This is a genomic window from Culturomica sp., assembly GCF_003524185.1.
Taxonomy (GTDB): domain Bacteria; phylum Bacteroidota; class Bacteroidia; order Bacteroidales; family Marinifilaceae; genus Culturomica; species Culturomica massiliensis.
Map to the genome: position 1 here is coordinate 1 of NZ_DOED01000001.1, position 23,215 is coordinate 23,215.

At 43.3% G+C, this 23,215-nt stretch carries 21 protein-coding genes; 13 read left to right on the forward strand and 8 right to left on the reverse strand.

Translation table 11 applies throughout. The features are described 5' to 3' along the window. Positions 1-290: 290 nt before the first annotated feature. Together DD657_RS00005 and DD657_RS00010 are read right to left on the reverse strand one after the other, a co-directional pair. The gene (locus tag DD657_RS00005; RefSeq protein ID WP_287047933.1) at positions 291-1,916 is read right to left on the reverse strand and encodes a dipeptidase; all 1,626 of its coding nucleotides are present in this window, start codon (positions 1,914-1,916) and stop codon (positions 291-293) included. A 28-nt stretch (positions 1,917-1,944) separates the two neighbouring features. Further along, the gene (locus DD657_RS00010) at positions 1,945-3,327 is read right to left on the reverse strand and encodes an aminopeptidase P family protein (RefSeq protein ID WP_118773776.1); all 1,383 of its coding nucleotides are present in this window, start codon (positions 3,325-3,327) and stop codon (positions 1,945-1,947) included. Positions 3,328-3,561: 234 nt separating this feature from the next. Between DD657_RS00010 and DD657_RS00015 the strand changes: the two genes are divergently transcribed. The 10 genes from DD657_RS00015 to atpG all read left to right on the forward strand — a co-directional run bounded on the left by DD657_RS00015 (position 3,562) and on the right by atpG (position 12,985). Continuing rightward, positions 3,562-5,232, forward strand: coding sequence for a putative transporter (locus DD657_RS00015; protein ID WP_021986706.1), 1,671 nt, complete (start codon positions 3,562-3,564; stop codon positions 5,230-5,232). Positions 5,233-5,328: 96 nt separating this feature from the next. Further along, a complete protein-coding gene (locus DD657_RS00020; protein ID WP_068688632.1) occupies positions 5,329-5,709 on the forward strand; it encodes a hypothetical protein in 381 nt (126 codons plus the stop codon). Positions 5,710-6,022: 313 nt separating this feature from the next. Next, on the forward strand, positions 6,023-7,531 hold the full coding sequence (atpD, locus tag DD657_RS00025) for a F0F1 ATP synthase subunit beta (protein ID WP_021986708.1): 1,509 nt from the start codon (positions 6,023-6,025) through the stop codon (positions 7,529-7,531). Positions 7,532-7,559: 28 nt separating this feature from the next. Continuing rightward, a complete protein-coding gene (locus DD657_RS00030; RefSeq protein ID WP_021986709.1) occupies positions 7,560-7,793 on the forward strand; it encodes an ATP synthase F1, epsilon subunit in 234 nt (77 codons plus the stop codon). 21 nt (positions 7,794-7,814) lie between these two features. Further along, the gene (gene atpB, locus DD657_RS00035) at positions 7,815-8,897 is read left to right on the forward strand and encodes a F0F1 ATP synthase subunit A (RefSeq protein WP_287047934.1); all 1,083 of its coding nucleotides are present in this window, start codon (positions 7,815-7,817) and stop codon (positions 8,895-8,897) included. A gap of 84 nt (positions 8,898-8,981) precedes the next feature. After that, the gene (gene atpE / locus DD657_RS00040) at positions 8,982-9,239 is read left to right on the forward strand and encodes an ATP synthase F0 subunit C (RefSeq protein ID WP_021986711.1); all 258 of its coding nucleotides are present in this window, start codon (positions 8,982-8,984) and stop codon (positions 9,237-9,239) included. 124 nt (positions 9,240-9,363) lie between these two features. After that, positions 9,364-9,861, forward strand: a complete 498-nt coding sequence (gene atpF / locus DD657_RS00045) for a F0F1 ATP synthase subunit B (protein ID WP_021986712.1) — start codon at positions 9,364-9,366, stop codon at positions 9,859-9,861. 8 nt (positions 9,862-9,869) lie between these two features. Beyond that, the gene (locus DD657_RS00050) at positions 9,870-10,406 is read left to right on the forward strand and encodes a F0F1 ATP synthase subunit delta (RefSeq protein WP_068688639.1); all 537 of its coding nucleotides are present in this window, start codon (positions 9,870-9,872) and stop codon (positions 10,404-10,406) included. A 29-nt stretch (positions 10,407-10,435) separates the two neighbouring features. Beyond that, positions 10,436-12,013 carry a F0F1 ATP synthase subunit alpha gene (gene atpA, locus DD657_RS00055; RefSeq protein ID WP_068688641.1) on the forward strand — a complete coding sequence of 526 codons (1,578 nt, stop codon included), beginning with the start codon at positions 10,436-10,438 and terminating at the stop codon, positions 12,011-12,013. An 87-nt stretch (positions 12,014-12,100) separates the two neighbouring features. Then, the gene (gene atpG / locus DD657_RS00060) at positions 12,101-12,985 is read left to right on the forward strand and encodes an ATP synthase F1 subunit gamma (RefSeq protein ID WP_021986715.1); all 885 of its coding nucleotides are present in this window, start codon (positions 12,101-12,103) and stop codon (positions 12,983-12,985) included. Positions 12,986-13,221: 236 nt separating this feature from the next. On the opposite strand, the gene DD657_RS00065 is transcribed toward atpG, so the two are convergent. The 6 genes from DD657_RS00065 to DD657_RS00090 all read right to left on the reverse strand — a co-directional run bounded on the left by DD657_RS00065 (position 13,222) and on the right by DD657_RS00090 (position 19,672). Beyond that, positions 13,222-14,670: a TrkH family potassium uptake protein gene (locus DD657_RS00065; protein ID WP_287047935.1), complete on the reverse strand. Its 1,449-nt coding sequence runs from the start codon at positions 14,668-14,670 to the stop codon at positions 13,222-13,224. After that, entirely contained in the window at positions 14,670-16,013 is a 1,344-nt protein-coding gene (gene trkA, locus DD657_RS00070; protein ID WP_021986717.1) for a Trk system potassium transporter TrkA, read from the reverse strand. The genes DD657_RS00065 and trkA overlap by 1 nt, the downstream gene beginning before the upstream one ends. Positions 16,014-16,155: 142 nt before the next feature. After that, positions 16,156-18,051 (reverse strand): ComEC/Rec2 family competence protein, encoded by a 1,896-nt coding sequence (locus DD657_RS00075; RefSeq protein WP_287047936.1) that lies wholly within the window; start codon positions 18,049-18,051, stop codon positions 16,156-16,158. 308 nt (positions 18,052-18,359) lie between these two features. After that, the gene (gene def / locus DD657_RS00080) at positions 18,360-18,914 is read right to left on the reverse strand and encodes a peptide deformylase (RefSeq protein WP_021986719.1); all 555 of its coding nucleotides are present in this window, start codon (positions 18,912-18,914) and stop codon (positions 18,360-18,362) included. A gap of 13 nt (positions 18,915-18,927) precedes the next feature. After that, entirely contained in the window at positions 18,928-19,356 is a 429-nt protein-coding gene (gene ruvX, locus DD657_RS00085) for a Holliday junction resolvase RuvX (protein WP_021986720.1), read from the reverse strand. Positions 19,357-19,360: 4 nt separating this feature from the next. Beyond that, positions 19,361-19,672, reverse strand: a complete 312-nt coding sequence (locus tag DD657_RS00090) for an FtsB family cell division protein (RefSeq protein WP_068688646.1) — start codon at positions 19,670-19,672, stop codon at positions 19,361-19,363. A gap of 167 nt (positions 19,673-19,839) precedes the next feature. On the opposite strand from DD657_RS00090, the gene DD657_RS00095 reads away from it, so the two are divergent. The 3 genes from DD657_RS00095 (at position 19,840) to kdsA (ending at position 23,185) form a co-directional block, all read left to right on the forward strand. Beyond that, positions 19,840-20,886, forward strand: a complete 1,047-nt coding sequence (locus tag DD657_RS00095; RefSeq protein ID WP_287047959.1) for a DUF2776 domain-containing protein — start codon at positions 19,840-19,842, stop codon at positions 20,884-20,886. Between the two features lie 66 nt (positions 20,887-20,952). Further along, positions 20,953-22,227 carry a replication-associated recombination protein A gene (locus DD657_RS00100; protein WP_021986723.1) on the forward strand — a complete coding sequence of 425 codons (1,275 nt, stop codon included), beginning with the start codon at positions 20,953-20,955 and terminating at the stop codon, positions 22,225-22,227. Positions 22,228-22,378: 151 nt separating this feature from the next. After that, positions 22,379-23,185: a 3-deoxy-8-phosphooctulonate synthase gene (gene kdsA, locus DD657_RS00105; RefSeq protein WP_021986724.1), complete on the forward strand. Its 807-nt coding sequence runs from the start codon at positions 22,379-22,381 to the stop codon at positions 23,183-23,185. The last annotated feature ends 30 nt before the right edge of the window (positions 23,186-23,215 follow it).

The following is a 23,215-nucleotide window of genomic DNA, read 5'->3' on the forward strand; positions in this document are numbered from 1 at the left end:
TAGAAGAGGTAGTTTATGATTTTCGGTTGGGGTTAATGCGTTTTATCTTTATTTACTTATCGGGTATTGTCAATTTAAATTTAATCGTGTCCTATTTGGGGAATTGCCGGTTGCTGTAAACCGGGTTAATGGCCGGCATGTTTGCGAATAAAATGACTAATGGGAGAGGTTACGTTTGGATCAGGGACGATTAAAATTGAAAATATTTAATTTAAAAACCCACTCATCCCATTTTCAATTTTATGAATTTAATGGGGTGGGTGGGTTCAGTTTATAAAATCTGGAGTCGATTATCTCATTTTATTATTTGTATATTTGGTAATAAGGGTGTTCCGCAGCCGGACATAGGTATCCATTACTGCGTCGGCACATTCCTGGGTATATTTGTTCAATAGTTCGGCAGCTTTTTTAGGATTTTTCTGATATAATTCCGCATACTCTTTTTCAATTTCAGTATTGCGTTTAAAGAAATTACTTTCCAAAGGGGTACGGGCATCGTTTAAATCCTTTTTACCGTCCTGCCAGTTCAGATAAAGTAAGTTATCTACAAAGTCAATGGCCCATCTGACTGAATTGTCTGTGTATTGTTTGGGATCATAGGTAGAATATATTTCGGGGATATGCGTTACTCCGGTAAATATCGGTAAATAAGGTGAAGTATAAGCATTGTCCTGGAATACCCAGTAAATACCTCCGATACCTTTCGGCATGCCGGCACGAAGTTGTGCAACCATACCGTATTCTCCGTCTACTCTGGCAACTGCACGGCGGCGGGTCGTTTTCATGAGTTTCTGCGTCTCCCCCGAAGGGAACGGAGTCGCTAATTTGCTTTTTACCAACTTGTTGTCTTTGCCGGGATAATACCAGGCGGCATCATTCTCTTTGTCATAAATGGTTCCGCTGAAGGTAGAGCGTTGGAAATCCATGAAATCTTTTACCGATACGGGTTTTTCCGGTTTAAAGGAGAAGGGATATACACTCAGAGGCTCGACGAACTGTATGTATTGGTTCAAATTGTCGAAGGGATTTTGAGTTTTCCGGCTTTTCATCGGTGCTGTTGAAGGAGCAAATGTTGTTGCGAAAAGCCAGAAGCGATTGGTAGCCCATTCCCGCGGAGTGGGGGCATATATATCCTGCCAGATGAATGGTTGGCCGCTTTCAGGAGCATACCAGCCGCTGTCGATGGCTACCTGCATATAATTGGCAGAGGCTTTGAAATAGTCCGGTTTCGAGAGATCGATTTCTTTGATAATACTCCAGTTCGGAATGATAGCTACATGGTCGTCCGGAACGCGTTGTGCAGCCCAGATTACACCAGGTTTACCACTTCCGGCTTTCCAGCCTTTTCCGACACTGAAAAGTTCGAGTACCCAGATTTTTTCCGGATCTGCAATTGTCAGGCATTCGGATTCCGGTCCGCAAGAGGGCAGAAAACCGTATTGCTCCATTAATGAGGTGATGAGTTCAAGGGCTGCATCGGCGGTTTTACAACGTTGCAATGCAAAAATCATAGCTTGTTCTACGGTCATGATTTGTTCACCTTCTTCGAGGTCTACCTGTAATTCCGGTCGTTGGCTGAGGGTGCTTTCCCCGATACACAGCTCATACTCGTTGATATGAGAATAAGCCGATTGAAAATAGGTGAAGGTTTGTTCTACCTGCGGGATGTAGCCTAAAATTTTTCCGTTATCGTTCAAGGGTAAGTCTACCCGTTGTATTCCGTAATATACCGGAGCTTTGGCGTCTTTGGCAAATTTTTGGCCGGGGACAACCCGGATACGGCAATCGGCCCCCGCATCCGTATGGGAATTGAGTACACTTCCGTCTACGGTTGCCTTTTTACCTGCTACGATTACTGTACAAGCTTGTCCCTGAAAGAATGCAAAGAGTAGGACAAATAGGATAAATGTCTTCATTTTTATTTTTTTAATTGATGAATTGCTGTTATTGTCTCATGGCTTCGACTTCCTCTATGGTGGTCGGTACATATTTACCTAATCTTCTCTTGCCTTCCGGAGTAATCAGATAGTCTTCTTCGTTGCGCAGTCCTCCGAAATCTTTGTATTTTTCAACTTTATCATAGTTGATGAAATCGGTAAAGCGTTTTTCAGCTTTCCAACGGTCGATCAATTCCGGAATGAAATAAATTCCGGGTTCTATGGTCAGGACAAAACCCGGCTCCAACTTCCGCGCCAGTCGTAATGATTTGATACCGAACAAGGTGCTTTTCGGCTGACCGTCGTAACCGACCCATACCTCACCCAGATTTTCCATGTCGTGTACATCCAGCCCCATCATATGTCCCAGGCCGCAAGGGAAGAAAAGTGCGTGAGCTCCGGCTTCCGCAGCTTCCGCAGCATCGCCTTTCATCAATCCGATGGATTTCATTCCTTCAACAATGGTGGCAGCAGCTTTCAAGTGTATATCCCTGAAAGGAATTCCCGGTCGTAGTTCCGCCACAGCTGTTTGGTGAGCATGTAAAGCGATGTTATAGATTTCTTTCTGACGTTCGCTGAAATGTTTACCGACAGGGAAGGTCGAAGACAGGTCGCCGGCATAATGCATCCGGTTTTCAGCACCGGCATCCAACAGGAACATATCTCCTTCCCGGACAATATTGCCGTGGTGATGGTTGTGCAAGGTTTGTCCGTTGACAGTTGCAATTACCGGAAAAGAAAGATACCCTTCATCGCGTAAAGCAATTTCCGTAACTGCAGCAGCAATTTCGGATTCTTTCATGCCAGGACGGATCATTTGCATGGCTTTGATGTGCATGTTTGCCGAGATGGTAACAGCTTCTTCGATTTGCTCGATCTCTTCAGCCGATTTATAATTCCGCTGATTGACAACGGCTTTTATAAAATCAATGGAAACACCTTCCTGTTGACGGCTGGGCGGGATATTGAGCAATTCCTGTAAAGCGATATAATGTCCTCCGCGATAAGGGGGGAGGTAGTGGATACGGCGTCCCTGGGCCTGTGCTTTTTGAAGGTAGGTCTGTAATTCTTTCGCCGGACGGGTATCTGAAATCCCGACACGCTCGCTTTTCTCCCGTATCGTCGGTTGAGTTCCCATCCAAACGATATCGTCTATCGTCAGCTCATCGCCGAAAATGATTTCCCGGTTATCGTCGATGTCGATAACCGCTGTCAAGCCGGCATAGTCAGAACCGAAATAATATAGAAATGTCGAATCCTGCCGGTAAAAATAGGTGTTATCGGCATAGTTCATACTACTTTCATTATTTCCCAAGAAAAGCAATATCCCATTGCCTATTGCTTTTTTCAAACGTGTGCGTCTGTTGATATAAGTTTCTTTTGAAAACATATTAATAAATTTAGGTTTGATAAATATACAAGATTGAATTTCGGTACAGAAAAGTATACTTCGGTGCAGGGTTAACAAATCCAGCACTCATAGAGGCCCATATAAGCCGCATTGTATTTTACAAGAAAACGGTTAAAAAGCTCCATTTTTCATTTTTAGGATTTTCAAAGATATAAATTTTTCGGAAAAATATATTTTTTATTCCTAATTTTGCGGCACAAAAGAAATGAATGCATGGAATGGATAAATAATTTATTGTTCGGAGCGGGAATCGGACATTCGATACTGTTGTTGGCTGTGGTTATATTTGTCGGAATATGGTTGGGGAAAATAAAAATTGCCGGCATATCCCTGGGTATTACCTGGATACTTTTTGTCGGGATTATTTTCAGTCATTTCGGAATGCGGATGGATACCCATGCGCTCCATTTCCTGCAAGAATTCGGATTGATTCTCTTCGTTTATTCTATTGGTTTACAGGTAGGACCGGGGTTCTTTTCTTCTTTCAGAAAAGGAGGCGTAACGTTAAATCTTTTGGCAATGGGCATTGTGTTTCTGGGAGTTACGATCACCTGTATCATTCATTTTATAACGGGTATTCCGATAACTACGATGGTTGGAATTCTTTCCGGTGCAGTGACCAATACTCCCGGTTTGGGGGCTGCCCAGCAGGCTTATTACGATATGATGGGCACAGAGCAACCGGCTATTGCGATGGGATATGCTGTCGCTTATCCTTTGGGGGTCGTGGGGATTATATCGGCAATTATTTTGATTCGTTATATGTTCCGGATCAATTTTGAAAAAGAGTTGGCTTCAGCGCAAAGCGTGGCTGATGCTAAAACGGATCGGGCGACACATATATCTGTCAGGGTAAAAAATCCGGCTTTGTTCGGAAAAGAGATTGTAGAGGTGGCGGCTTTAATGGATAAAAAGTTTGTGATTTCCCGTATCATTCATGGAGATGCCGAGCTGAAAGTTGCCCAGCCGCATACCCGGTTGGAGCAAGGAGATCGGTTGTTTATCATTGCAGCTTCCCAGGATATAGGAGTTATAACGGCATTTATCGGAGAAAGGATTGAAATGCACCGGGCAGACTGGGAAAAAATGGATGTTAATTTAGTATCCAGACGAATCGTTATCACCCGGGAAGAGGTGAATGGAAAAACTCTGGGGCAAATACATCTGCGCAACGGGTACGGTGTGAATGTTACCCGGATAAATCGTGCCGGGTTTGATCTGGTAGCACATAACGGTTTACAGTTACAGATCGGCGACCGGTTGACGGTTGTTGGCTCGGAAACAGCTATTGCACAAGTGGAGAAAGTTTTGGGTAATTCTTTACGTCGTTTACGGGAGCCGAATTTAGTACCTATATTTATGGGAATAGCTTTGGGGATTTTACTGGGAAGTATTCCTTTTGCTTTTCCGGGTATACCGCAACCCGTAAAGCTGGGATTGGCGGGTGGGCCGCTTATCGTTGCGATTTTGATCAGTCGGTTCGGTCCTCATTATAAATTGGTAACTTATACGACAATGAGTGCTAATTTGATGATGAGAGAGATCGGGATTTCGTTGTTTCTTGCCTGTGTCGGTTTGAATGCGGGGGCCGGTTTTGTCGACACGGTTGTTAACGGAGGAGGTTTTGTCTGGATTGGCTATGGCTTTATCATTACCTTTTTACCGCTGATCATTATCGGTATTATTGCCAGAGCTGTATATAAAATCAATTATTTTACGATTATGGGATTGATAGCAGGAAGTACAACCGATCCGCCTGCTTTGGCTTATTCCAATACAACAGCGGGTAACGATATGCCTTCGGTCGGTTATGCCACGGTGTATCCGCTTACGATGTTTTTACGGGTATTGACGGCGCAGATACTGGTATTGTCTCTCGTATAGGTTGCAGTTTTATAAAATTCTTTTGCAAATTCTTGAAGCCGATTTGTTTTAAAAGTCGAAACTTCTTTTTAGCTTTGTAGAAATAAGGAGACGATTATGAAGTTATTTTTACTTTGTATAACAAGCATTTTTTTCTTACTGACTTTTCAGGGTGTTGAAAAGCAATCAGAAAATGTGCCGGTACAGAGTGAAAATGAGGTGGTTCGGATAGGAAACAAGCAAGGTATTCTCCAGTTGAAGCTGGCCACGATTTACCATCATTTAAAAAATGCATTTTCGCCGGTGACCGATGATAATTTATCACAGGGTAATCAGGGAAAAGGAGGTTCTTTTTTGTATCGCTTAAAAAATAATGTATTTTATGATCTCACGGTTTGCCTTTCTTTTTATAGGGGTAACAGGCAATTTCGGGATTTTTTGTCTACACGCCATCTTCACGGTTTTTATATCTTCTTTTTGGCTAAGTTAATCGTTTAATAGCCTCATATAACAGAAAACTTCAGTGCCGTCGTGTTCCTGGAGTTTTTGCTCTATTGCTTCTTGAAATATATACTTGTCGGAGAGAGTATGTTATCATAGTATAAATTTCGTTATGTATGATTACATATTGTGTGAATGGTATAATTTTTGAGGTATACCGTTCGTAACTTTTGATATGTTTTTACGTTTTAGGATTTGTGGGTAGTTGCATTTGCCGGAATGGAGAAAATTGAAGGTGAAGCGGATTTTTCAGTATCTGCAACCGGAAGCTGGATTAGGAATTGAAATTATGGTGAAAGTAAATAAAGATATGACAGAGAAATTCGGATACGTTACACAAGTGATCGGACCTGTTGTCGACGTGATATTTGAAGAAGGTGGAGATAGTCTGCCACCTATTTATGAAGCCCTTCGGATCGAACGGGACAATGGAGAGAAATTGATCGTAGAAGTGGAGCAACATATAGGGGAGGATACCGTCCGTTGCGTGGCAATGGATACGACCGATGGATTGCATCGTGGAATGAAGGCCTGGGATTTGGGACGTCCCCTTACTATGCCTACGGGAAGACAGATTAAAGGCCGGTTGATGAATGTTACCGGGGATGCGATCGATCATCTGGCACCCCTGGATTATAGCGATACCCGCTCGATTCATCAGGAAGCGCCTAAGTTTAAAGATTTATCTATTTCTGAGGAATTCCTTTATACGGGGATTAAGGTTATCGATTTACTGGAGCCTTATTCAAAGGGGGGGAAGATCGGTCTTTTCGGTGGTGCCGGTGTCGGTAAGACTGTGCTGATTATGGAATTGATCAATAATATTGCCAAAGGACATAATGGTTACTCTGTATTTACCGGTGTCGGGGAGCGGACCCGGGAAGGAAACGATTTGTTAAGGGAAATGATCGAGTCGAATGTCATCAATTACGGAGAGACTTTTCTGAAAGAGATGGAAAAGGGAAACTGGGATGTCAAGACTGTTGATATGGAGAAAGTAAATCAATCCCAGGCAACCTTGGTGTTCGGGCAGATGAACGAACCCCCCGGAGCCCGTTTGAGGGTCGCTTTGTCTGGTTTGACGGTAGCGGAGTCTTTCCGGGATTCGAATGAAGGCGGTAATGAGATATTGCTTTTTATCGATAATATATTCAGATACACGCAAGCCGGTTCGGAGGTTTCGGCTTTGTTGGGACGTATGCCTTCGGCTGTCGGGTACCAGCCTACACTGGCTTCGGAAATGGGTAAGTTGCAGGAACGTATTGCTTCTACAAAGTACGGTTCTATTACTTCGGTACAGGCTATCTACGTGCCTGCAGACGACTTGACGGACCCCGCTCCGGCAACGACGTTTAATTTTTTGGATGCAACGACGGTTTTGAGTCGTAAGATTACGGAGTTGGGAATTTATCCGGCAGTCGATCCGTTGGAATCTTCTTCCCGTATTCTTGACCCGAATATTGTCGGGGAAGAGCATTATAATGTAGCTCAGCAGGTTATCGGTTTGTTGCAGCATTATAATGAGTTACAGGATATTATAGCTATTCTGGGGGTAGATGAATTGTCGGATGAAGATAAGATGGTGGTTGCCCGGGCAAGACGGGCACAGCGTTTCTTGTCCCAGCCTTTCCATGTGGCCGAGCAATATACCGGTATACCCGGTGTAATGGTTCCTTTGGAAGAAACGATCCGGGGCTTTAAGATGATTCTGGACGGAGAGATGGATGAATATCCGGAACAGGCGTTTATGAATGTCGGAACGATAGACGAGGCGATTCAAAAAGGAAAAGAGATGCTGGAAAAAGCCGGGAAGAATTGAAAATAAATCTGGTCAATAAATCGAGAGTATGATATTACGCATTATATCCACGGAAAAGATTCTTTTCGACGGTCCGGTTGACCGGGTAACATTGCCGGGAAGTTGTGGCCCTTTTACTGTGCTGGACCGACATGCTCCTTTGATTTCAACATTGGCGGAAGGTGAAATCGTATATGTTGTGAATGGGGTGGAAAAACGGGTTGTTGTAGAGGGGGGTATTGTGGAGGTGCGGGATAACTGGGTCGCTGTATGTGTAAATTAATATCGGGATGACTGTAAAAAAATGAAAAAGAGGATAATACTATATCTGGTATTTTTCGGATTGCTGCTGATTACACCGGAAATTCTTCGGGCCGAAGAGTCCGGCGGACAGAAATCTTTTGATTTGGAAAGTACTATTTTCGGGCATTTGGGCGATGAATACGGGTGGAGTATTAAGCTACCTCACGACAGGCAACTGATCATTCCTTTACCGATTATCTTATATGGTAAGGAAGGTTGGCATTGTTTCAGTTCGAGCCGTATACAGGACGGTCAGGAATATAAAGGATTCCGGATTGCTACAGAAGGCCGGTATGCCGGAAAAATAATAGAGATGGCAGGCGGAGAACAGTATCGACCCTGGGATTTGTCTGTGACAAAGAATGTACTGGCTTTATGGATTACGGCGTTTGTCGTGATGCTTTGCATTTTTCCCTTGGTTCGTTGGTATAGGAGAAATCCGCTGACAGCACCCCGGCGTGGAGTCGGATTGATGGAATTGATTATCGGAATGGTGTATGATGAGGTTATTGCACCAGTGTTGGGAAAAGATGCCAGGCGTTTTGCTCCTTATTTGCTTACATTGTTCTTTTTTATCCTCTTTTCCAACGTTTTGGGATTAATGGTTGTATTTCCGGGAGGTGCCAATGTGATGGGAAATATTTCGGTCGCTTTGGTATTGGCTGTATGTACCTTTTTGGTTGTCAATCTATCGGGAACGAGGAAATATTGGCGGGAAACGTTGTGGCCGGATGTACCGGGGTGGTTGAAATTGCCTTTGCCGATTATGCCGGTTATCGAGATTTTCGGTGTTTTTACAAAGCCGATCGCTTTGATGATCCGGTTGTTTGCCAATATGCTGGCCGGACATTTGATTACTTTGGTATTGATTTCCCTTATCTTTGTTTTCGGGGCGTGGGGAGCTGCTGTGACGGCCGGTTCTACGGTTATAGCCGTATTGTTTGCCGTATTTATGAATCTGGTTGATTTTTTGATTTGTTTTATACAGGCTTATGTATTTATGATGTTATCGACGATTTTTATCAGTCTTGCGCGTCCTGAAACTCATGAGCATGTAAAGAAAAGTGTAAATATAGAAAGCTGACCCGAATTATCAGAAGCTGTTTTTACAGCGCTGGGTTGACTTTTGACAATAGGAAAAATTTGTAACAATTAAAAACAAGAATGTATGTTAAGTATTATTGCATTACAGGTGGCAGCCGGCGTAAGTCTGGCTAAAATCGGAGCTTGTATCGGAGCTGGTTTGGCAGCTATCGGAGCCGGAATCGGAATTGGTAAAATCGGAGCTAACGCGATGGATGCTATTGCCCGTCAGCCGGAAGAGGCAAACAATATCCGGACGAATATGATTGTGATTGCAGCTTTGATCGAAGGAGTGGCACTTTTTGCAATCATCGTGTGTGTGTTGGCTTTGTTTATTCAATAACATGCGATAAGGTCCGCAGAGCGATCAGGCTTTATGTTTTCTGTTGTCTTTTCGGAGAAAGAAGACATGTAATATATCAATTGGTAGATGACGGGTATTTATTCCCGTATAAAAAAGAAAAAATATGGCACTATTCGAACCGGAATTCGGGTTGATTTTCTGGATGCTGGTTGTTTTTCTGGCTTTGTTCGGTATTTTAGCTAAATATGCCTGGCCGGTTATTATCCGGAGTGTAGAAGAAAGGGCCGCTTATATCGATAAGGGGGTTGCTTCGGCACGAGAGGCTATCGAGTTGAAAAAGCAAGCCGAATATGATGCGCAAACTCTTTTGACAGATGCTCAGCGCAAACAATTGGAAATCCTTCAGGAAGCGCAACGCTTGAAGGATGATATTGTCGGGCAGGCTAAAAAATCTGCAACTACCGAGGCGCAGAAAATTCTGGACGCTGCCCGTCTGGTTGCCGAGCAAACGAAAAAAGAGGCTGAAATACAGATGCGCCGGCAGGTCGGGAAATTATCGCTGGAAATCGCCGGGAAAGTGATCCGTCAGAATCTGGACGGGAATAAAGCTCAGGAGGAAATGGTCGAAAAATACCTGGATGAACTGGAGAATAAAAATTGAGTAAATAGATGAACGAGGGATTGATTTCACAGCGTTATGCCAAAGCGTTGTTCCGGTATGCCAAGGAATTGGGGGTAGATGGGATGGTCTATGAAAAGATGCAACTGTTCCTGGAAAATTATACGGCCTATCCGGATTTACAGAAAGCTTTGCTCAACCCGGTTCTTTCACCGAAGGATAAGGAATTGCTGCTTTCAACGGCTATCGGTATTGAACCCGGAGAGGCTTATATCCGGGCAATTCGTTTGTTGATCCGGAACCACCGGGAAAGCTATATGCGGACAATTGCTCTGATATACGAGGATATGTATCGTAAAGCACATGGAATTATCCTGGTGAATATAACGACAGCCAAAGAACTTTCGGCGGCAGTTATCGATAAAATCAAGGCTATGGTAACCGAACGGACGAAATTTACGGTTGAGTTTACGACAACTGTCAATCCGGAGATTATAGGCGGATTTATACTCAGGATCGGCTCGGAACAGTTAGACGTTTCCGTGCGGAGAGAGTTGAAACAGATACGGAAAGGTTTACTGGGCTAGAGGATATAAACAGTTAATAAGTTGAAGTTATGAGTAAATTGGATGAGGTTTCGGATATATTGGAAATGCAGCTCAAGGGCGTAGATACGAAAACCGCTTTTGAGGAGGTGGGTACGGTGTTGGAGGTCGGTGACGGTGTAGCCCATGTTTTCGGATTGGACAATGTGCGTTCCAGTGAGTTGGTTGAATTTGAGAATGGAGTGCGGGGAGTGGCGATGAACCTGGAACAGGATAATGTCGGGGTTATCCTGATGAATGCAGGAGACAGGGTGAAAGAGAATTTTACGGTGAAACGTACAGGGCATATTGCTTCAATACGTGTCGGAGATGGGTTGTTGGGACGGGTTGTGAATACTTTGGGAGATCCGATTGACGGTGCCGGCCCTGTTGCCGGGGATACAATCGAGTTGCCTTTGGACCGGAAAGCGCCGGGGGTGATTTTCCGTCAACCTGTAAAAGAACCTTTGCAAACGGGTATTAAAGCTGTCGATTCGATGGTTCCGATCGGAAGAGGACAACGGGAATTGATTATCGGAGACCGGCAAACGGGAAAGACAGCCATTGCCATAGATACGATTCTCAATCAGAAAGCGAATTTTACGAATGGGGATCCTGTGTACTGCATTTATGTCGCTATCGGACAGAAAGCTTCTTCGGTGGCTACTTTGGTGAATACCTTGCGTGAAAAAGGTGCCTTGGAATATTGTATCATCGTTGCTGCCAATGCTTCGGATTCTGCCGCCATGCGTTACTACGCCCCATTCGCCGGAGCTGCTATCGGAGAGTATTTCCGGGATAGCGGACGACATGCTTTGGTCGTATACGATGATCTTTCGAAACAGGCCGTAGCTTACCGGGAGATCTCCCTGATATTGAGGCGTCCGTCCGGACGGGAAGCCTATCCGGGAGATATTTTTTATTTGCATTCCCGTTTATTGGAACGGGCAGCCCGTATTATTTCCAATGACGATGTTGCTGCTCAGATGAACGATTTACCCGAATCGTTGAAACCTATGATTAAAGGGGGTGGGTCGTTGACGGCTTTGCCGATTATTGAAACGCAGGCCGGGGACGTTTCTGCCTATATTCCGACCAATGTGATTTCAATTACAGACGGACAGATATTCCTGGATACGACCTTATTTAATGAAGGGATGCGCCCCGCTATTAATGTCGGCATATCGGTGTCACGTGTGGGAGGTAATGCCCAGTTGAAATCGATGAAAAAAATTGCCGGAACATTGAAGATCGATCAGGCTCAGTACCGGGAATTGGAGGCCTTCTCTAAATTCGGTGGGGATATGGACCCTGTAACGGCAATGGTGATCGATAAGGGACGTAAAAATGCCCGTTTGTTAGTGCAACCGCAGTATGCTCCAATGCCGGTAGAGGAAGAAGTAGCCGTGATCTATTGCGGAACGCAGGGTTTGTTGAAAGATGTCCCTTTGCATCATGTATCGGATTTTGAAAAGTTATATCTGGAATTGTTGAATGCCCGTTATCGGAAAGAGGTACTCGATCGTTTGAAAGAAGGTATCCTGGACGATAAGGTAGAAGAGTTGATGACAGCCGTTGCTAAGGAAGTCAGCGAACGTTTTAAGATGTAATATATACGATTGGATCCGGTGATCTCTGGGAACAGACTGGGATTACCGTGAATATATCATTCATATAGAGTATTTAAAAGAGAAGTTATGGCCACAATGCGTGAACTGAAGCGAAGGATCAATTCGGTGCAATCGTCTCAAAAAATTACTGCGGCGATGAAGATGATTTCTTCTGCCCGGATGCGTAAAGCAGAGATTGCCTTAAACCGCACTCTGCCTTATGAGGAGCAATTGCAATCCATATTGGCGCACGTCAACGAAAAGGATTGTGATTACGAATCGCCTTTGCGGAAAATACGTCCTGTGCGGCAGGTGGCTTTGATATGTCTTGGCTCTGATGAGGGAATGTGCGGGGCTTTTAATATCAATTTATACAAGGAACTTCTTGGAACGATCCGGGAATATGCTTCACTGGGTATTCAGCATCCGGAAGTATATCCGATCGGAAAAAAGATGGTCGGATATGTCAAGCGAATGCAAAATATCGACTATAAGAAGAGTACGGATTTATTTATAGAGAAGAAGTATCCGGAAGCAGTCAAAGTTTTGACGGATGAGTTGATCGCCCGTTTTCTACAAGGAGATGTCGATAAGGTGGAAGTCATATATACTCATTATAAGAGCCGTGGGACTCAAATTGTTACCCGTTTGCAATTGTTGCCATTGCTCGGTCGTAAGCAGGAAGAACAGTCAGGCCCCGACCGTCCGAATCTTCCCAGGGTTTATATTTATGAACCGGATTGCCGGGAAATTTTTGAGATACTCTATCCGCTGATTATACGAACTATGTTTTATAAGGCATTTTTGGAAAATCAGACCTCCGAGCAAGCCACTCGTATTATAGCCATGCAAATGGCCAGTGATAATGCTTATAAATTATTGGGAAGTTTACAATTGGAATATAATAAACTGCGGCAGCAGGGTATTACGACCGAATTGCTGGATATGGCAGGCGGTAATGTCGAAGAATAAGAGAGTTTTGGATTGGAGTTTTTGATTTACAATTGAGGACAGAAAGAGATAGATTTTGATCGTTTAACCGGAAGTTGTCTGATTTTGGATTAATCACATAAAGCTAATCTGAAGTTTTTCGATTTTGTGTGGGATGAATTTGCTAAAGTGTTGATAATCAAAAATCATTAGTCATCAATCAAAGCCGGAATGGCTTTCTCTGATTCACTTCCTGTTTTTAGTTTACAAGCTTTCTTTTATCTTTTCCAAAACGCTTTGCTGAATAATACCAATACGGTGAATACTTCGAGGCGGCCGATCAGCATCAGGGCTGCGCAGAATAGTTTGGCGGCATCGCTTAAGTGTGAGAAATTGTCCATCGGGCCGATAGAACCGAATCCGGGACCGATATTGCTCATACAACTGATGACAGCACTACAGGCCGTAGCAATGTCGTCGGTAAATATAGCCATAATGATACTTCCGATGCTGAATACAATCATAAAAAGAATGAAGAAGGCCATTACTCCGGTCATAACTGTAGGGTGTACGCTTTTACCGTCGTATTTGACGTTAATGACAGCATTGGGGTGGATGATCCGCTTCATTTCGGTGAAAGAATTCTTGAATAACAGAACGACACGGACGACCTTAATACCTCCGGCAGTCGAGCCGGCACAGGAGCCGATAAACATCAATACGAAAATAAGTAAGCCTAACAAGGTCGGCCATAACAAGTAATCGGCCGTTGCAAAACCGGTTGTCGTCATGATTGTTACGACCTGGAAGGCTGCATCCCGGAAACATTTTTCCGCACCGGCCCATCCGTTGAAATAAAGGCCGCAAGCAATGACGATACTGCATACGGCAATAATAATGGTATACCACCTGAGTTCTTCATCATGAAATATTCTTTTGAAATCTCCTTTTAAAGCTGTCAGGTAGAGGCCGAAATTGATGGCTGCGATAAACATAAACAACATGATTACATATTGGATGTACGGGGAGTTCCAATAAGCAATACTATCTTGTTTGGTCGAGAATCCTCCTGTTGCCATAGTGCTGAAAGAATGACATATCGCGTCGAAAAGAGACATGCCGCCGAACATGAGCAGAATCGTTTCCAAAGCGGTGAAGGATAAATAGAACAGCCATAGTTTCCGGGCAGAAGAATAAAAGGTTGCGGCCATTTTATTGTGTGTGGGGCCGGGTACTTCCGCTACGTATAGATCCCGTCCTTCGATACCGAGGCTCGGCAGGATGGCTAAAAAGAGTACGGCAATCCCCAAACCTCCCAGCCATTGGGTCATCGACCGCCAGAAAAGTGTAGCATGGGGCAAGGACTCTATGTTGTTAAGTATAGAGGAACCGGTTGTTGTAAAACCGGACATGGTTTCAAAAAAGGCATCGGTGAAAGAGGGAATGGTGTTGCCGATAATAAAAGGCAAACAGCCGAAAAGGGAGAAAAAAAGCCAGATACAGGTGACGGTAAAATAACCGTCTTTTTTGGCCAGTATCTGATCGGGAGCCTTTACAATATAGGCCATACACATTCCTGTAATACCCGTAATGATAGCGGAATACAGAAATGCCAAGGTGTCACTTTCCCCATACAAAAGGGAAATCAATACGCACAATAGAAAACAGACGCATTCGATGAGCAATAGCTTGCCGATGATGTTTGTGATAAATCGTATATTTATCATTATTTCTGGAAATACTTAATGACTTTTTTAATGGCACTTTGAAGCGCAAACACGACAACGTTATCACCGGCCTGGATTTGTACGTCTCCTTTGGCTATGATAGTCGTGTTCCCCCGGATAATGCCGCCGATTGTTGCATCTTCCGGAAAATTCATGTCTTTCAACTGGTGCCGGGTGATTTTTGAACCGGCTTCAGCTTGCAATTCGAATACTTCGGCTTCGGAAAAGGTCAGGAATTTCAAATGCTTGACATCGACATTCATCGTATAGCGGTAAATGTGTGAGGCCGCAATCAATTTTGTATTGATCAGTGTTCCGATACCGATGTTTTCTGCCAGGTCGATATAATCGATGTTTTCCACCTCGGCGACACTTTTCTTTACTCCCATTTTTTTGGCCAGTAAACAGGAGAGAATATTGGTTTCCGAAGATTTTGTGACACTGATAAAAGCGTCTATGTTTTTGATGCCCTCTTCACGCAACAGGGTGAGGTCACGACCGTCCCCGTTAATAATGAGTGTATATTTCAGTTTATCGGCCAGTTGGATACATTTTTCCCGGTCTTTCTCGATGATTTTGACGTTGTAATGTTTTTCCAGCAATGAGGCTGTTTTGATACCGATGCGGGAAGCCCCGACAATAACGATATTTTTTATTTCGAATTGTTCTTTACCGCAAAGGGCAAAAACGTTTTGGATGAACGAAGGTTTGGTAACGACAAAAATAAGGTCTCCGTATTTCAGAACATCGTTTCCCCGGGGAATCAATGTTTTGTTATCGCGTTTTATGGCTACCAGCCGAAACTGATCTGCCCCGTATATTTCGCCCATCTTGGCCAGTGTATGATTTAGAATAAGCGCTTTATCCCACAGTTTTATACCGATCAATTGCAGACGGCCGTCAGAGAATTCGTGCAGTTGACGTGAACCGATTTGTTTGAGGGAGGCTACAATTTCTTCCGCAGCCAGACGCTCGGGGTATATCAGGGTATCGATGCCGATGGATTTCAGGTATTCTGCATTTTCGCTCTCCAGGTATTCGCTGTTGTTGACACGGGCGATGGTGCGTTTCGCTCCCAGCTTTTTAGCCAGGATAGCGGAATTAATATTTTGGTCTTCCAGAGGATTTACTGCAATGTAGAGATCGCATTTACCGACTTCAGCATCTTTCAGTGCACCGATAGAAGTACATGAGCCGACAACCGACATTATGTCCAGTTGACTTTCGAGGGCTTCGACCTTTTCCTGGTCTGAGTCGATGAGTAATATATTATGTTCCTGCCTGCTGAGCATCTTTGCCAGATGCGTTCCGACAGCTCCTGCTCCTGCGATGACGATATTCATGAATATGTTTTTTATAGTGTGTTCAAGGTCGCAAATTTAAACTAATTGCCTTTGATTTCGATGATAAAAGATTATTTATTTATTTTTTGTATAAAAAACTTCATTTTTGTGTGATGACTGTATATTTACAAGTATAAAAAGTTTATTTTAAAGGAATTCGTATGGATCCATATTCTTCGGTCTTTAAAAGTGCGATGGAGTGGTTTCGGCAAAAAGATTCCCATTTCCGGATACAGGTGGAACGGTTGGATGCGTCCACGATGATTTGTCGGGGAAGCAGGGACGTGTCTCTGATCTGATCAGGGAAAATATTATCGCTGACAATCCATGAGCTTGTATTGGGATACGGAAAATCCTTATCCGATGTTATTAAACCGATGTCGTATTTTTTGTTTATAAATTGCGGAAACAGGTGTAAAAAATCTGTTCCTGTAAACTCCCGTTTGGAGGAAAGAAGCCGGTTGTAATGGATATAAGGGTATATCGTTTCCCGGTCGGATGAATCGGAGGTATTGTGAAGGAAGGTGTAATAACCGTTGTGATTCAATAAAATACAACTTTTCCCATACAGGTGGTAAGTAATAATTTCCCGGCGATTCCGGATATGTATATTAAAAAAGCAAATGTATATCAGCCAGCAACAGCAGTTTAGAAGGAGCAACCGGAATACCGCTTTTTTACGTTCTGACAAATAAAAAACAAGCAGAAATAACTGAAAGTAAAAGAATAGAATATGTCCTATTGTGGGATAAAGATTGTTCATATTCAGATAGGAAATGCCGGACTTATCGAGGCAGAAGAATAATGTACTGCACAGGTATTCGGTGATGAAATTTATTTTTAGTCCGATACATAAAGGTAGTAACAGTGTGAGTAAAGCAATGTAAAAAAGCAGGGTTGTGAGCGGTACGGCTATGAGATTGATCAGGGGACTGCTCGGATTGAAAGTATGGAAATAGTAAATGCTTAGGGGGGCTGTTGCCAGTTGAGCCGATAAAGTGACACTAAGCAGGGCATATACCGGTTTCAGGAATGCCGGTATATGAGAAGAAAATTTTTTGGAAAGCGGATATAAAAGAACGATACCAGTATAAGCGGCGTATGACATTTGCATACTGATGGAATAAAGGGCTTCCGGTTGAAATATCAGTGTGAAAAAAGCTGAGGCTGCTATAGAATTAAGCGGGGTATAATCTTGGGCAAAAGCCTTGCCGATGATGATAAACGAGAGGATGTTAGCGGCCCGGATAACGGAAGGTGACAGACCTGTAAGACAGGCATAGCACCAAAGTAAGGGGATGATGACTAAATGACTTTTGGGGTGTTTCAATCCCAAAAATCTGAAAAAATAGCAAAGTAACAGGTAGACAGCTCCGGTATGCAGTCCGGATACTGCCAAAAGATGAATGGTTCCGGTGGAAGAAAAGAGGGTACGGGTATCTTTATCCAATTCATTTTTGTATCCCAGACATAGTGCTTTGACGACAGCTTGTTGCCGGGGAAGGGAAATCAGACGGTCAATCTTTGAGATTAATTTTTGCCGGATGTCTTGAAAAAAAGTATACAGATTTGTCGAATGTCCGGTTTTAATAACCGGAGCGACGGGATATATACGAAAATGAATGTTTTTTTGCTTTAGGTGGCGATTGTAGTTGAAAGCATCAATATTGGCTGTTATTTTAAGCCGGATCAGCCGTCCCTGTACCGTTAACGAGTCTCCTGCCCGGTAATTGTAAGCTGTGTCCGGCAACCGGAGATACAAAAGCCGGTCTGCTACTGATAGAATATAGCTATTGGAAGAAAGGACTTCTTTGCACCGGCAATGTAAAGTAGAAATGTCAGACGTATCCGGATGGAAGGGAGGAGGTATCGTTAAATGCTGTCCGCAAAGGAGAATGGAAATGTGTAGGAGTATACCGGAAAAGGAGTGTTTAAAAAAGAATATACCGCATAAAAAGGCTGTACTCAGAAAGGGATAGAATACGATGGCCGGTATACGGAAAACAGGAGCAAGTGCTATACCTCCGGCTAGCAGCATCAGAGGTATTAGGAAAGGCGTGCGATGACGAAAATTGTTTACACCATAAAAAATCCGGATTTGAAACTTAAGGTATACAAGTTACAAAAAATCCGGGAAAAACGGATGGGAAAATTCCGCAGATAAATTACAAATTTTAGATTAAGCACATAATCCTGTTTGTAAAAGCAAGAATTGTAAATTCTGCAAATTTTAAATTACATTTTTATTGGACGCCTAATTATAAATCTATCTGCGAAATCCCAGGGATTCAACCCGAAGCCGTCGATCCAAAATTACACAATGAGTCCGTCCCGGTGTGTAATTTTTTACTTGGGTAAAATAACCCGGTATGTGGCTTTAAATTTGCCGAGACTGATGTTGTTGAGTTTATTTTTCAACAGTCTCTTTTTTAAGCCGGACAGGTGGTCGGTAAAGAGTATTCCTTCGAGGTGGTCGTATTCGTGTTGTATGATCCAGGCTTTAATACCTTCGTATTCTTCTTCTCTTTCCACTCCGTCTTCGTCCCGGTATGCAATCCGGATTTTATCTTTTCGTCTTACATCCTCATGAATACCCGGAACGCTTAAGCAACCTTCGTTCCGGCTTATTTCTTCTCCCGTACGTTCCAGGATATGGGCATTGATGAAAGCCTTCCGGAATCCCGTGCAATCCGGGTCGATATCGGCAAAGGCGTCGGCATTGACTACGAAGATACGGATATTTTTACCGACTTGAGGAGCGGCCAGCCCTACTCCGTCCGATTCCTCCATGGTTTGCCACATGTCTTTGAGGAATTTGTCTAAGTCCGGATAGTCGGTCGGAATGTCTTCGGACACCTTTCTTAAGGTCGGATGACCGTATATGAGTATGGGTAATAACATAATTAATTTGTATTTATCGGTTGTTTTTTATTCTTATACTTTCCATATAGGATGTAAGGATCAAGGTGGCGCTCATTGTATCTATGAGAGCTTTATCCTGGCGTTTCTTTTTAGAAGCTCCTCCTTCGATCAGGGCTTTGTGGGCGATAACCGAAGTAAAGCGTTCATCGAACATTTCTATCGGAATTGTGGGAAATTTACGTTTCAAGGCTGTGAGAAACGGTTTTACATAGATCATGCTTTCCGAGTCGGTGTTATCCATTTGCTTGGGATAGCCGACTACAAAAAGATCGATTGTTTCTTTGGCCGTGTAATCCTGGAGAAATTTTAAGACTTCATGCGAAAGGACCGTTTGAAGACCAGTGGCGATAATACGTCCGGGATCGGAAACTGCAATGCCTACTCTTTTTTTCCCGTAATCAATGGCTAAAATTCTACCCACGTCCTTATTTGTCTATGATGATAAAAATGTCTTCGTTGCTGTTTTTCATCAGATATTGTTCCCGGGCAAATTTTTCGAGATTATCGCGGTTACTCAATAGTTCTTTCATTTTGCGGTTGTCTTCTTCTATTTTTTTCTGGTAGTATTCTTTTTCTTTTGTCAGTGTCGTGATTTTACTGCGTAGTTGTGCCTTTTCGACGAAACTGTTTCTGTCGAAGAAGGCAATCCATACCAGAAAGAGAAGTCCGACAAATGTATATTTGTTTGTAAACTTCCGGAATATTTGCCTCAAAGGATGTTCTGATTCTTTCAGCATGCTGCAAATTTATAAAAAAGGAATCATAGAAACAAATGCGAAAAGATTTAATGACTTGATTTTTACATAAAAACATCTAACGGAAGTATACGGAAAGAGCAACTTTTGAAATAATCACAGCGTATATGAGGTGAAATTGGTAAGTAAATAACTTTAATTTTAAGATGATGAATTACGGTATCAGTGTTTTGTTCAGGGCCATTCCGGTATTTATGGCTTTTATTTGCTTTTTTCTGGGAGGTTTCATATTTCTTTACGGACCGGATCCGGCGAAATATGTGGCGGGCCCTGTCGTATTCTTTTTAGGGGCGATTTGTTTGGCTTTGTTTGCTACAGCCGGAACAATAATACGGCAATTGATTCACACTTATCGTCCCGTGTTTAAATATCTGCTTCCCGGATTCGGATATCTGGTGGCTATTGTAACCTTTATTTCAGGGATATGGATATTTGGGCTGGGGACGACTAATTACCTCGTTTCCGGACATGTGATATGCGGCGTTGCTCTGATCACGGCTTGTGTATCTACAGCGGCGACCTCTTCGACGAAATTCTATCTGATTCCGCAAAATTCCCATTCAGGAAGCACGGAGATCAATAAAGAAGGATTTACGGCTGTGACGGAAAAAATTTTGATTGTTTTAACGGTTTTGTTTGCCTTGACAGCCTGGGTATGGTGTATCGTTTTACTTTCCCGGACGAGTTTGGGTTCGGCTTATCTGGTTGCCGGCACGGTGATGGGAGGTTTGGCTTGTATCGCGTCCAGTTTAGTGGCTTTGGTGGCCAGTATTGCCCGCCAGATCCGGAACGATTATGCGGAACAGGATCGTAAATTCTGGCCTAAGCTGGTCTTTTTTTTCGGAACGATCAGTGTCATTTGGGGGATTGTCCTGATCTTGGCTATGATCGGAAATGCGGCTAATACCACCGGATTTATTATGATCGGTTTGGGATTGGTATGTTTCAGTATTTCCAGTAAAGTTTTGTTGTTAGCTAAGGTATGGCGGCAAGAGTATGCATTAGCCAATCGAATTCCTTTAATTCCGGTCATTACGGCCCTTTTGTGTTTGTTTTTAGCAGCCTTTCTTTTTGAAGAAGGACTATATGATAATGCTTTTTTCGTACCGGCAAGGGTACTGACCGGTTTAGGAGCTATTTGTTTTTGTCTGTTTTCTATCGTCAGTATTCTGGAAAGCGGAACATCGAAAAAATAAGCGGAAGGGGTACCTTCCTTTTATCCTTAAATCCTTATCTTTGCAAAAAGATAAGGATTTTGGGTTATGGAAAATAAACCTTTGGCAGAACGGATGCGTCCGAAGACATTGGATGATTATATCGGACAGAAGCATTTGGTAGGAGAGGGGAAAGTATTGCGCAAGATGATAGAATCGGGCGTGGTGTCGTCGTTTATTTTGTGGGGACCTCCGGGGGTAGGGAAAACAACCCTGGCGATGATTATTGCCGAGCAATTGAAAAGGCCCTTTTATGTATTGAGTGCTGTGAGCTCCGGGGTGAAAGATGTGCGGGAGGTGATTCAGAAAGCTGAAAGCCAGCGTTTTTTCAATACGCCTAATCCGATTTTGTTTATCGATGAAATCCATCGTTTTTCGAAAGCACAGCAAGACTCTTTGTTGGCTGCCGTCGAAAAAGGAACAGTTACCTTGATCGGGGCAACGACGGAAAATCCTTCTTTTGAAGTGATTTCACCGCTTTTATCCCGTTGTCAGGTATATGTTCTGAAAGCGCAGGAAAAAGCCGATCTGGAAGAATTGGTCGATAAGGCGATTACGAAAGATTTTTACCTGAAAGAGAAAAATATACAGGTCAGGGAGAAGGAGGCTTTGATTTCTTTTAGTGGCGGAGATGCCCGGAAATTGCTGAATATTCTGGAATTGGTGGTAAATGCCCAGACAGGAAAGGAGATCATTGTTGATAATGAGATTGTCCGTAAAGAGTTACAGGAAAATCCCTTGATGTATGACAAGGACGGTGAGCAGCATTATGATATCATCTCGGCTATGATAAAATCGATCCGGGGGAGTGATCCGAATGCGGCTTTGTATTATATGGCCCGGATGTTGGAGGGAGGAGAAGATCCGAAATTCATTGCCCGGCGACTGATTATTTCCGCTTCGGAAGATATTGGCTTGGCGAATCCCAATGCCATGCTGATTGCAAATGTATGTTTTGAGGCCGTACATAAAATCGGAATGCCGGAAGCCCGTATTCCCCTGTCGGAATGTCTGATTTATCTGGCAACATCTCCGAAAAGCAATTCGGCATATCTGGCGATTGACGAAGCCATCCGGTTGGTAAGGCAGACGGGAAATGTACCGGTACCTTTGCATTTGAGAAATGCTCCGACAAAACTGATGAAGGAATTGAATTATGGGAGAGATTACAAATATGCCCATGATTTTCCAGGGAATTTCGTCGATCAGGAATACATGCCTGAGGAGGTGAAGACGGCTGTTTTTTATAAACCTCAAAACAATACGCAAGAGGTGAAAATACTGGAACGATTGAAAAATTGGTGGAAAAGGAAATATAAATAGATTTTGAATAGATTTTTGTCAGGTAGCAGGGTATGGCCTTAGAACTGATGATCGGTATAGGTGCGGCATGATGGCTGATCTGCAATCTACAGTTAGAATCGTTTTATAACTCTTTGTTTAGTTTGGAATCTAAAGTTTACAATTAAAATATATGGAAGTATTGGAAAAATTTAAGCAGTCGGACATGTTTTTTCTTTTGGCCGGGCCGTGTGTGATTGAGGGAGAGGAAATGGCCATGCAGATTGCAGAGCATGTCGTAAAAATTACCGAACGTCTGGATATACCCTATGTGTTTAAAGGTTCGTTTAAAAAAGCCAACCGTTCCCGGATTGATTCTTTCACCGGTATCGGAGATGAAAAAGCATTGAAGATACTGGCAAAGGTGAAGGAAACATTCGGAATTCCTGTGGTAACAGATATTCATTCCCCGGAAGATGCAGAGCTGGCAGCTCCTTATGTAGATGTATTGCAGATCCCGGCTTTTTTGTGCCGGCAAACCGATTTATTGGTTGCTGCTGCCAAAACCGGAAAATTGGTTAATATAAAAAAAGGACAGTTCCTTTCACCGGATGCGATGCGTTTTGCTGTGCAGAAAGTAAGGGATTCCCACAATCAGAATGTTATGGTGACGGAGAGGGGTACGACATTCGGCTATCAGGACCTGATCGTCGATTACCGGGGAATACGGATTATGCAGGACAGTTGTCATTGTCCGGTTGTGGTTGATGTGACACACTCCTTGCAACAACCCAATCAGGGAAGCGGAGTGACCGGCGGACAACCGGAACTGATAGAGACCATCGCTAAAGCAGGAATTGCTGTCGGTGCCGATGGTTTGTTTATCGAAACCCATAGTAATCCTTCTTGTGCCAAGTCTGACGGAGCAAATATGTTGCGTCTGGATTTGATGGAAGGATTGTTGGAAAAATTAGTGCGTATACGAAAAGCTGTGATATAGGGGACGCTTACGATTTACGATTTTTGATTT